Origin of the sequence: Streptomyces sp. PA03-3a (assembly GCF_033792735.1) — a bacterium.
GTDB lineage: Bacteria > Actinomycetota > Actinomycetes > Streptomycetales > Streptomycetaceae > Actinacidiphila.
Genome location: NZ_JARAVM010000001.1, coordinates 352,942 through 364,639 on the forward strand (window position 1 = coordinate 352,942; position 11,698 = coordinate 364,639).

6 protein-coding genes are annotated in these 11,698 nt (G+C 71.1%); 3 read left to right on the forward strand and 3 right to left on the reverse strand.

The window, feature by feature from the left end; genetic code table 11:
• Positions 1-118 precede the first annotated feature (118 nt).
• Positions 119-1,117 carry a type I glyceraldehyde-3-phosphate dehydrogenase gene (gene gap / locus PV342_RS01610; RefSeq protein ID WP_400796773.1) on the reverse strand — a complete coding sequence of 333 codons (999 nt, stop codon included), beginning with the start codon at positions 1,115-1,117 and terminating at the stop codon, positions 119-121.
• Between the two features lie 125 nt (positions 1,118-1,242).
• On the reverse strand, positions 1,243-2,193 hold the full coding sequence (locus tag PV342_RS01615; RefSeq protein WP_400796769.1) for a GlxA family transcriptional regulator: 951 nt from the start codon (positions 2,191-2,193) through the stop codon (positions 1,243-1,245).
• A gap of 219 nt (positions 2,194-2,412) precedes the next feature.
• Here PV342_RS01615 and PV342_RS01620 point away from each other — a divergent pair, with 219 nt between their 5' ends.
• The 3 genes from PV342_RS01620 to PV342_RS01630 all read left to right on the forward strand — a co-directional run bounded on the left by PV342_RS01620 (position 2,413) and on the right by PV342_RS01630 (position 7,480).
• Positions 2,413-3,207: an SGNH/GDSL hydrolase family protein gene (locus PV342_RS01620; protein ID WP_037731958.1), complete on the forward strand. Its 795-nt coding sequence runs from the start codon at positions 2,413-2,415 to the stop codon at positions 3,205-3,207.
• Between the two features lie 341 nt (positions 3,208-3,548).
• Positions 3,549-5,744 (forward strand): TIGR03767 family metallophosphoesterase, encoded by a 2,196-nt coding sequence (locus PV342_RS01625; RefSeq protein WP_500315625.1) that lies wholly within the window; start codon positions 3,549-3,551, stop codon positions 5,742-5,744.
• A gap of 308 nt (positions 5,745-6,052) precedes the next feature.
• Positions 6,053-7,480 carry a M1 family metallopeptidase gene (locus PV342_RS01630; protein WP_500315626.1) on the forward strand — a complete coding sequence of 476 codons (1,428 nt, stop codon included), beginning with the start codon at positions 6,053-6,055 and terminating at the stop codon, positions 7,478-7,480.
• An 86-nt stretch (positions 7,481-7,566) separates the two neighbouring features.
• On the opposite strand, the gene PV342_RS01635 is transcribed toward PV342_RS01630, so the two are convergent.
• Complete coding sequence (locus PV342_RS01635) at positions 7,567-11,376, reverse strand: S8 family serine peptidase (RefSeq protein WP_500315627.1); 3,810 nt, start codon at positions 11,374-11,376, stop codon at positions 7,567-7,569.
• Between the last annotated feature and the right edge of the window lie 322 nt (positions 11,377-11,698).

Below are 11,698 nucleotides of genomic sequence, written 5' to 3' on the forward strand. Positions count from 1 at the left end.
ACCGGCCGGGGAACTCGTGGAAGCGCCGGCTGCCGCCGGTGAAGCGGCCCTGGTACCGGCCCTTCTCCTGACCGAGGCCGCTGCGGGGCCGGCACGTGCCACCGGCCCCTTGCGACGCTCAGGCGCGGGCGAGGAGTTCGAGGGTGTCGACGACGCGGTTGGAGAAGCCCCACTCGTTGTCGTACCAGGCCACGACCTTGATGTGGCGGCCCTCGACGCGGGTGAGGGCGGCGTCGAAGATCGACGAGGCCGGGTGGCCGGTGATGTCGCTGGAGACCAGCGGCTCGGTGGCGTAGTCGAGGACGCCCTTCAGCTTGCCCTCTGCGGCGGCGCGGTAGGCGTCCAGCACCTGCTCGAGGGTCACGTCGCGGGAGACCGTGGTGTTGAGCTCCACGATCGAGCCCACCGGTACGGGCACACGGATCGAGTCGCCCGAGAGCTTGCCGTCGAGGTTCGGCAGCACCTTGCCGATGGCCTTGGCGGCCCCGGTGGTGGTGGGGACGATGTTCACGCCGGCGGCACGGGCGCGGCGCATGTCGCGGTGCGGGCCGTCCTGGAGGTTCTGCTCCTGGGTGTAGGCGTGCACCGTGGTCATGAAGCCGTGCTCGATGCCGGCCAGGTCGTCCAGCACGGACGCGAGGGGGGCCAGGGCGTTCGTGGTGCACGAGGCGTTCGACACGATGACGTGCCGGGCCGGGTCGTACTCGTCGCTGTTGACGCCGTACGCGAGGGTGACGTCCGCACCGTCGGAGGGGGCGCTCACCAGGACCCGCCTGGCCCCGGCGTCCAGGTGCGCGCGGGCGGCCTCCGCGGAGGTGAAGCGGCCGGTGGACTCCAGCACGACGTCGACGCCCAGTTCGGCCCACGGCAGCTTGGCCGGCTCGCGCTCGGCGAGCACCTTGATCCGGCGGCCGTCGACGACCAGATCGGAGCCGTCCACCTCGACGGTGCGGCCCAGCCGGCCGAGGGAACTGTCGAACTTGAGCAGGTGCGCGAGGGACTCGGGCGCGGTGAGGTCGTTGACGGCGACCACTTCGAGGTCGCTGCCGCGCTCGACGAGGGCGCGGAGGGTGTTGCGTCCGATGCGGCCGAATCCGTTGACGGCGATGCGGGTCATGGGGGGTTCCTTTCGTTGCCGTCTCCATGCTCCGCGGCGGTGCGCCTCTGCGGCAGTGGCCTGAACGACAGTGTGCGCAAGGATCTCGCCAGAGGTTTCGCCATCGTCCGCAAGGATCCCGCCACTCAGGCGGAGAAGGTGTTCCGGTACTCGGTGGGGGAGGTGCCGAGGATGCGGTGGAAGTGCAGGCGCAGATTCGCGCCGGTGCCGAGGCCGACGCGGTCGGCGATCTGCTCCACGCCCAGGTCGGTGCGTTCCAGCAGTTCGCGGGCGAGGTCGACGCGGGCGCGGAGCACCCACTGCATCGGCGTGTAGCCGGTGTCCTCCACGAACCGCCGGGAGAAGGTGCGCGCCGACACCCGGGCGTTGCGGGCGAGGGTGTCGAGCGTGAGTGGTTCGGCGAGGTGCGCCAGCGCCCACTCGCGGGTGCCCGCGAACAGGTCGCCGAGCGGCTCGGGCACGCTCCGGGGGACGTACTGCGCCTGGCCCCCGCTGCGGTAGGGCGCCGCCACCAGTCGCCGTGCCACGTGGTTGGACAGGCCGACGCCGTGGTCGCGTCGCACCAGGTGCAGGCACAGGTCGATGCCGGACGCCGCTCCGGCCGAGGTGAGCACGTCGCCCTCGTCCACGAACAGCACGTTCTCGTCCACCCGTACCAGGGGATGCCGCTCGGCGAGGGCCTTGGTGTAGTGCCAGTGGGTCGTGGCCCTTTTGCCGTCGAGCAGGCCGGTCGCCGCCAGCGCGAACGCCCCCGTGGAGATGGCCGCGAGGCGGGTCCCGCGTTCGTGGGCCGCCATCAGCGCGCCGACGACGGACGCCGCAGGTGCGGTGCCCGCGGGCTCCCGGTAGCCGGGGATGAAGACGGTGTCGGCGTCCTCGAAGGCCTCCAGGCCCTCCGCCACGTGGTACGACAGCCCGTCGCCGCCCGTCACCAGCCCGGGTGCGGCGCCGCACACCCGCACCTCGTAGGGCATGCTCGGCCGGCTGGAGAACACCTGCGCCGGGATCCCGACGTCCAGCGGCTTGGCGCCCTCCAGCACGAGCACGACGACGCGATGGTTCTTCCCGCGGTTCAACGGGCCTCCTCCGGTTCTCCCGCCCGGTGGCGCGGCCGGCCACCACCGCAAGCATCCTGCCATCGACCGCCCGGCGCCCGCCCGGCCCGGAGGCGGCGGTGAGGCGAACGCGGGATCTACGCGCGAAGAAATTTTAACATTTCATTGTCATGAACACTTCCCTTCAGGCCGGTTCCGGGGCTACCAAGTGGTGGTCAACTCTCCGCCCAGGGAGGTTCCGTGAGACGCACCACGTCGTTGTCGGCCCTGACCACCCTGATCGTCACCTTGGCCCTCGGCCTGTTGTGGACCACCCCGGCACACGCCGCCGGACCCGCCTACGTCGCGCTGGGGGACTCGTACGCCGCCGGCAACGGCGCGGGCAACTACGACAGCGCGAGCGGCAGTTGCCACCGGAGTCTCAGCGCGTACCCGTACCTCTGGAAGAACGCCCACGCCCCCTCGTCGTTCGCCGACACCTCCTGCTCGGGTGCGGTGACCACGGACGTGACCAACAACCAGCTCGGCCCGCTGAACTCCGCCACGGGTCTGGTCTCCCTGACCGTCGGGGGCAACGACGCGGGCTTCTCCGACGTCATGACGACCTGTGTGATCGGCTCCGACACCGACTGCGTCAACCGGGTCAACCAGGCGGAGAACTACGCCCGCAACACCCTGCCCGCCCGGCTGGACGCCACCTACAACGCGATCCGCGCCAAGGCCCCCAACGCCAAGGTCGTCGTCCTCGGCTACCCCCGCGTGTACACCCTGAACGTCCTGTGCGTCGGCCTGTCCGACACCAAGCACCGCAAGATCGACGAGGCCGCGGACGTCCTCGACGGTGTCATCGCCGCCCGGGCCGCCGCCCACGGCTTCGTCTTCGGGGACGTCCGGGGGACCTTCAACGGCCATGAACTGTGCTCCGGCGACGACTGGTTGCACTCCCTGGTGGTCTCGCCGAGCTGGGAGTCCTACCACCCCACCGCCAAGGGCCACGCGAGCGGTTACTACCCCGTCCTGAACGCCAACAGCTGACCGCCCGCCCTCCCGCACCCCGCGGGGCCGGCCCCGTCCGGCTCCCTCCGGCGACCCCGTACGGCCACGCCCCAAGGCCCGTACGGGGTCGCGTCGTTGCCGTACGCCGCCGTCGCCCGTCATCACCGGAAGGTGGAGGAGAGACAAAGTGGATGAGTGGCTGTACCACTCCTTGCGGACCGGACCCTCCCTTTGCCAGGCTTGGCGGGCCCGGTCCCGCGCTCCACGGCCGGGTGGTTCGCGCGCCTCCCTCGTCCCCCCTCGCCATGCCGTGCTGCCCGCGCACGGCGGCTGACGACCGAACAGGATGCGGAATGTCTCTGACGCGCCGAAGAATGCTGATGGCGACCGCCGTGAGCGTGGTGACCGCCGCCGTCGCCCCGGGCGGCCTCGCCGGCCTCGCGGCCGCCGCCCCACGGACCACCGCCGCCGACGGTTCCGTACCGGGCCTGTCGACCCTGGACCGCACGCTGCTGCGCGGCCCGGACCTCGGATCCGGCTACCGCGGGATCGTCGCGGGGCCCGGCGAACCCCACCTCGTCCGCAAGGACCTGGCCAACGTCACCGCGCCCACGGTGACCCGGTCGCTGATCGCCTTCGCCCAGATGTCCGACCTGCACATCGTCGACGACCAGTCACCGCTGCGCGTCGAGTGCCTCGACCGGCTGGCCGACTACGGCCCACCGCACTACAACTCCTACCCCACCGAGTCCGCCTACCGGGCGCACGAGTTCCTGTCGACCCAGACGACCGACGCGATGTGCCGCGCCGTCCGGCAGATCGGCCGCGGGCCGCGGACCGGCGCGCCGCTGGCCTTCACCGTCGTCACCGGTGACGCCGTCGACAACTGCCAGTACAACGAGACCCGCTGGTACATCGACCTGCTGGACGGCAACACCGTCACCCCCGACTCCGGCAACCCCGCCCTCGACGAGAGCGTCGGCAGCGGGCGGTTCGGCGACGACGTCCACTACTGGCACCCGCAGGCCCGGCAGAGCCCCGCCGACAACAACGAGCTGGCCGGCTTCCCCCTCGTGGCCGGCCTGCTCACCGCCGCCCGCAGGCCGTTCACCGCGGGCGGGCTGCGCATGCCCTGGTACGCCGCCTACGGCAACCACGACGGCCTCGTCCAGGGCAACGTCGCACCGGACGTCCTGCCGTTCGACCCCCTCAAGAGCATCGCCACCGGCTCCACGAAGATCACCCAGATCGAGGGCGTCCCCGACGTCTTCGACAACGGGCCCGCCTACTACATCGAGCTGCTGACGGACATCATCACCGGCGACTTCACCCTCGACACCGAGAAGGTCACCGCCGACCCCGCGCGACGCCTGCTGGAGCGGCGCGAGTTCGTCGCCGAGCACTTCCGCACCACCGGTGCCCCGGCGGGGCACGGCTTCACCTCCGGCAGCGACCGGGCCTACTACGCCATACCCTCCGGGCCCTCCGACCTCGTCCAGGTGCTCGTGCTCGACACCACCAACGCGAGCGGCGGCGCGAACGGCGCCCTCGACGAGGCGCAGTGGGAGTGGCTGGACGCGCAGCTCAGGGCGAACAGCTCCCGCTACGAGACGGACCGCGCCAACGGCACGGGTCCCGGCACCGTCGTCACCCAGCCCGGGGTCAAGGACAAACTGATCGTCGTCTGCTGCCACCACACGCTCGACTCGATGGACAACACCGACGACGACTCGCCCTACAGCGGCGCCGACCTGCGCGACAAGCTGCTGCGCTTCCCGAACGTCGTGCTGATGGTGGACGGCCACACGCACACCAACAACATCACCGCGCACAAGCCCGCCTGGACCTCCGCGCTCAGCCGCGGCTTCTGGGAGGTGAACACGGCCTCGCACATCGACTGGCCCGTGCAGTCCCGGATCGTCGAGATCGCCGAGGGCGGCGGCTACCTGTCGATCTTCACCACCATGGTCGACGCCGACGCGCCGCTGTCGTTCGGCGGGGACACCGGCACCCCCGCCGCTCTCGCCTCCCTGGCACGCGAACTCGCCGCCAACGACATCCAGTCCGTCGGCCGCGGTATCGACCTGCGGCGAGGTGCGCCCGCCGCCCGCAACACCCAACTGCTGCTCCCGCTGCCCTTCGCGCTGCCCACCGGCGCCGGCACGCCCGCGCCCGACTGGCCCCTGCTGCAGCAGGGCCAGAGCGGCACCCGCGTCAGGGCGCTGCAGTACCTGCTGAACGCCCGCGGGATAGGGCTCGCCGTGGACGGTGTCTTCGGCATCACGACCGCCGCCGGGGTCCGCTCCTTCCAGACCGCGCGCGGTCTGCCCTCGAACGGCGTCGTGGATCCCGCGACCTGGCAGCCGCTGGTCCTCGTGGGGCTGGGGCAGGGCGACTCGGGTCCCGCGGTCTCCGCCGTGCAGTACCTGCTGAACAGCCGCGGAGCGGGACTGACCGTGGACGGCGTCTTCGGCACGGCGACGGACGCCGCGGTGCGCTCGTTCCAGTCCGCCCGAGGCCTGCCCGCGGACGGCACCGTCCGGACCGGGTCCTGGCTGAACCTGCTGGCGCCCTGACGGCACGGGGCGGTACCCCGGTGCTCCGGTGCCGGGCGTGCCGGGGTGCCGCCCCGTCCCACGCCGTCGTTGCGGGCCGGTGGACACGCGGACCGCCGGTGAGGACCGGCCCAGGTCGGTGCTCCGATGCCCGCGGGAGACGGGTTTGCGCGTCAGCGCATGCCGTATCGCAACAGAGACGACGCACGCACCTTCCACAGTGGATGCCGACCGCGGCGCCGACCGGCGCCGCCTGAGCATCCGAGCGTCGAGGCGCGTCCCGTGCGCCCGGCCGGCAAGGAGACGATGTGCGAAGGAAGACTTCGGCGTTGACGGCGACCGCTGTGACGGCGGCCCTGGCCCTGGGCGCGTCGGCGCCCGCGAGCGCCGACGCCACCGCGCCGGGTGATGCCCGGCCGGGGGCCGAGAGCGCGGGTGATCGTCTCTTCCCATACCTCGGCAACGGCGGCTACGACGTCGAGTCCTACGACGTGTCATTCGACTACCGGCCGGCCTCGACCACGATGCGCTCCGCGGTGCGCATCAGCGCGTCGGCCACGCAGGAACTGTCGGCCTTCAGCCTGGACTCCGCGGGGCAGACCGTGCACACCGTGGCGGTGGACGGCCTGCCGGCCCGCTTCGCCGTGCGCGGAGAGAAGCTCCTCATCACTCCGCGGTATCCGATACGCAAGCGGGCGCGCTTCCGTGTCGACATCCGCTTCACGACCGACCGGGCCGCCCGGATACCCTCTCCCGCGTCGCCCGGGAGTCCGTCGAACCTCGACGCCTGGTACAACAAGGACGACGGGTTCGCGCTCTTCGGCCAGCCCGACCGGGCCCACATGTTCTTCCCGATGAACGACTACCCGGCGGACAAGGCCAAGGCCACCTTCCGCGTCACCGTGCCGAACGGCCTGCAGGTCGCCGCCAACGGGACCCTCCGCTCCCGCACCGCGTCCGCGGGGCGCACGACGTACGTCTACGGCACCCGCGACCCCATCCCCACCCAGGTGGTGCAGGTGGCCGTGGGCCACTTCAAGCGGATACGGCAGACCGGGCCCCACGGCCTGCCGCTGAACAGCCATGTCACGACCGGCTCCTACGACAGGGCCAAGCCGTTCGTCGACCTCGTCCCGTCGCAGATCGCGTGGGTGGAGCGGGAGATCGGCGCCGCGTACCCCTACGAGGCCTACGGCGTGCTGGGGGTGAAGGGCGGATACGCGGCGGCGTTCGAGTCGGCGGGCCTGTCCACGTTCAGTGCGGAGGCGGGGCTGACCAAGCCGGAGGAGACACCCACCATGGTGCACGAACTCGTCCACCAGTATTTCGGCGACGCCGTCTCGGAGAAGAGCTGGGACGACATGTGGATCAGCGAGGGCCACGCGACCTACTACACCCTCCGCTACAAGGACATGCTCGGTCTCGAGCCCTACGCCGAGGCGGTCCGGCGCGCCTACGTGTACGACGAGGACAACCGCGGCATCACCGGTCCTCCCGGAAGGCTGAAGGACCCCCTCGACGTCCTCGGCAGCACCAACGCCCCGGGCTTTCTCATGCTCCACGGGCTCCGGCTGAAGGTCGGCGACGCCGCCTTCCGGGCCATCGAGCGGGCGTTCTTCGAGAGGTACCGCCACAAGGCGGCCTCGACGCAGGACTTCATCGACGTGGCCGACGAGGTCTCCGGTCGTGACCTGGCCCCCTACATCCGGAGCTGGATCTACGGAGACAAGACCCCGCCCATGTCCGCCGCCTCCTGACGCAGGCACGGCGGACGGCACGCTTCCCCGGGAACCGGTGGGCCGCCCGACGCGCAGGGCGTCGGGCGGCCTTTCGCACGCGGACGCTACTTCAGGCCGAAGGCCCGGTTGACGGTCTGGGTGACGCCGCCGCCGTTGAGCTGCTTGGCGGTGACCCGGACGGACACGTAGTCCGCGCCGGCCGGCGCGTGGAGCCGCGCCTGCCAGGTGCCGTTGGCAGCCTTCAGGTCCTGCGTACGCCAGGAGGCCCCGTCGTCGTAGGACACCTCGAGCCTGACCGAGGAGACCGCGTCCTTGGCGCCGCCGGCGGGGACCACGGGCTTGACGGAGAACACCGACGTGCGCTTCGCCCGGCCGGCGAGGTCCACCTCCGTTCCGTAGTCGAGTTGGACCAGGGGGAGGGCCTGGTTGTCCGCTGTGCCGGACTGGAAGGTCCACTCGGTGTGCGTGGTGGTGGAGTAGGGGGTGACGTCGGTGTTCCCCTGCGCCTCGACCACGAGCCGGTAAGGAACCTTCCCGGGGGCCAGGTCGCCCACTCCGAAGTCAGGGAACGGGCCGCCCTGCAGCAGCTTCCTGTCTCCCTGGTAGAGGGCGAAGTCGCGTGACATCAGACCGGTGTCACCACTGTGGGCGGATCCTCCGTCACCGAAGGCGGTGATCGTTCCCGCGATGACGTCGCCGACTCGGTGGGGAAGCTGGAAGCTGAGCAGGCGCGGCCGGATGAGGGGGCCGAACCAGTGCTCGCTCTGCACGCTGCCCGGCCGGTAGCCGACGATGTCGGTGAAGGCGGACAAGCCGTCGGCGACGCCGGCGTACTGCTGCCATTTCACGCCGTCGCCCGCGGACACCCAGTCGGTGCGGGGGCCTGGTGCAACCGGTTCCCGCGGGAACGGCGGTACGCGCGTCATCCCGGGCTGATTGGCGTAGGGGTAGGCGGCCGGCCAGTGCTCGTACGAGGGGCTGTCCTCTCGGCTCTCCTTGATCTGCCCCCCGGTGGGCGAGGTGAAGACGTTGTCGATCCGCGCGAGACTGCCGGGGTCCGTCGCCGCGGAGGGGTCGTCCGGTATGCCGCCGTGGTGGTAGTCGGCCAGGTCGTACAGGTACCGCGGAGAAGGATGGGCCTCGATCGCCAGCGTGGTCCTCCCCGGGGCCGTGATCCTCCTGATCAGGTCCGCGCCCTCGTCGACGGTGAGCGAGGCGACCGGAATGGGCCCGGCCGTGCCGTCCTGGTTGCCGTACCAGTCGCTCAGCCGGCCGTCGGCGTTGTTGACCACCAGGAGCATCGCCGCTCCCGCGGCGCGGGCGGCCGCCGCCCGGTCCGCGGGGGCCACCCACGCGTCGGCGCGGACGACCACGGCCTTGCCGCGGGCCGACAGGCCGGCGTAGTCGGCGGGCCTGCCGGTGCCTGCGAACACGGCCTCGACGTGCGAAGTGCCGTCCTGGAAGGGAGCGGAACCCGGCTGCACGAGTACGGTGTCGTCGAGGCTGCGCCCGCCGTAGGTGATCTTCAGCGGTGTCTGCTTGGCGCGGATCCTGGTGGTGAAGACGAAGCTGCCCTTCTTCACCTTGCCCTTGGTGGGAAGCGCCCACAGGCTGTCGTACTCGGGCGAGAGCATGATGATCTCGTGCAGCGCCTGACTGTCCATGGGCGTGGGCTGCGACGAGGTGAAGGAGCGGTACAGGTCGATCCTGCTGGTGGTGACGGCTGTGGGCTTGGGCGTGTCCACCTTCACCTGGCGGATGCCCGACGCGTCCAGTTCCACCTCACGGTCGGACCTGAGGTCGACCTCGGGCGCGGTCAGTACGGCGTAGCCCAGCGAGTGCGGGCCGTTGCGTCCTTCGACGTCGAGGGTGGAGACGACGGTGTAGGAACCGGGGGCCCAGCGGCTGGTGAGCCTGCCGTCCGGGGCCCACATGACGGAGGTCGCCCCGTCGGCGCCGGTGATCTCGACCTCGCCGCTGACGGGCTTGCCGGCCTTGTCCTTCAGGCGGACCGTCAGGTCGTACTTCTCGGACTCGACGGACATCCCCACGGCCGTGCGCACGCCGCCGGCAGTGGAACGCGCGGTGACGTGGGCGGCGTACTGGCCTGCCGCGAGCCCCTTCGGGTCCGCGACGAGCTCGACCGCCGCAGTGCCCCGGGCCGGGACCGTGACGCGGTCGGCGGCCAGTGTGAACACCCCCGCGGGCGACGCACCGCGGTCCACCGCGAGTCGCAACGTGATCGCGTGTTCCGTGGTGTTGGTGTAGGTGATCTTCCGCTTGACCGGAGTCCGCTTCTGGTCCTTGCTCCAGCGCACGAGTCCCATGTCCACGGATCCGGTCGCCAGGACCTGGTCCCGCAGGTAGGCGGCGGCGACGTCCAGGCGGCCGGCGCCGGCCTGATAGGGGGTGTAGGCGGGGGTCGGCGCGCTGGTGCTCATCAGCGCGTCCTTGATCTGCCGCCCCGTCCACCCCGGGTGCTTCTGGGCCAGCAGGGCAGCCGCCCCGGTCACATGGGGCGCCGCCATGGAGGTGCCACTCGCGGTGATGTAGTAGCCCTCGCCCTCCGTCATGTACTGCGAGCGTGCGGCGAGCACGTCGATGCCCGGCGCGGTCAGGTCCGGCTTGAGGCCGTCGTCCTTCAGCCGGGGTCCGGCGCCGGAGTTCCAGGCGAGGACGTCGGAGGAGTCCACCGAGCCGACGGTCAGGGCGGCGTCCGCGGTGCCCGGCGCACTCACGCTGTAGGGACTGTTACCCGCGTTGCCCGCGGCGATGACGAACAGCGCGCCCGTCTCGGCACTCAGCTTGTTGACCGCCTGGCTCACCGGATCGTCCTGGGTGTGCCACGCCGCCGTGCCCAGGCTCATGTTGATCACCTTGGCGTGCTCGGTCCGAGCCGCCCATTCCATGCCGGCGATGATCCCCGAGTTGTAACCCGTGTTGTCGTCGCCCAGGACCTTGCCCACGATCAGGTCGGCGCCCGGGGCGACTCCCTGTTCCTTCCCGCCGGAGGCGGCGCCGGTCCCGGCGACGGTGGAGGAGGTGTGGGTGCCGTGGCCGTTGCGGTCGAGCACCTCCTGGCCCTCTACGAAACTGCGGGACGCCACGACGCGCTTGAGCAGGTCCGGGTGGGTGGGGTCCACTCCGCTGTCCAGAACGGCGACCCGGACTCCGGCTCCCGTGCCACCGGCCTTCCACACCTGGGGGGTGCCGATCTGCGCGTTGGTCTCCGCCATGGTCGCCTTCGCCTTGGCGTCGAGCCACACCTCGTCGACGCCGGCGGCGAATGTGGGGGCGTCCGCATCGTCCGGGCTCTTGGCGGTCCGGGCCGCCGACCCGGCGGAGTCCTGCCCGGCCACGTCGGTGAGCGCGTTCCAGAAGGTGGCGGCCTTCGACCGCTGGGCCCTGACGGCCGCTCCCTTGATGGAGGGAAGTTCCAGCGTGGCCGTCGCCCCCGGCAGAGCCGCACCGGACGGCGGCGCGTCCTCGCCGGCACCGCTCTTGCGAGCGGTCGCGCCGCCGGACTGGGTGATGATCAGGGGGAGTGCGCCGATGTGGGCGTCGTCGTAGCCCTGTGCCACCAGCTGCGTGATGTTGAAGAGCTGCCTGTCGAGCCGACCGGTCGCGATGTAGGCCATGGCCTGATCGGGATACACGTAGGTGTCGCCGTTCTCGACAGCGACACGGACCGACCCTCGGGCTCCTGCCGCGCGCTGCACGTCTTCCACCGACACCGCGCCGCGCGGTCCCTGAAAGGCCTTCACCTTGTCGCCGGTGATCAACGTGACCGAGACCGGCTTGCGCTGCGAGTCGCCCTGTCCGGCCGCGGCGCCGTGCAGGGGCTGTGAGGCCGAGGCACTGGACGCCGCCGGAGCGGCTGTCAGGCCGGCGACCACAGCCGCTGCAAGCGGCACCGCAAATCTTCGGGATATAGGAAGCCGCACGTACCCTCCTGGGTTTGCTGATTGCCCCGAATTTGATCACCGATGGAGCGCGGATGTAAAGTGCTTGAATTCGCGCTCAATTGCCGCTAGCTTCGGTGCGGCTGTCGACCGCTATTCGCCGGGTTTCCCCGGGCGTGGGCGTTGCCGTCCAGAGCCGGAGAGGCATGCACAGGCCTTGTTCCGCAAGCGAACACGGTCTGATGCAGGAAGAGTTGCGAGCCCAGTGCCGATGAACGGCCACCTGACTCACTGTCGCCCTCGAACGGAGGGCGATCGGCGGACGCACGCCGCT

Bases quoted from the DNA above. Each gene is read 5' to 3' on its own strand.
- PV342_RS01625 (WP_500315625.1), top strand. From the start codon at position 3,549: ATGGCGACCGCCGTGAGCGTGGTGACCGCCGCCGTCGCCCCGGGCGGC.
- gap (WP_400796773.1), bottom strand. From the start codon at position 1,117: ATGACCCGCATCGCCGTCAACGGATTCGGCCGCATCGGACGCAACACC.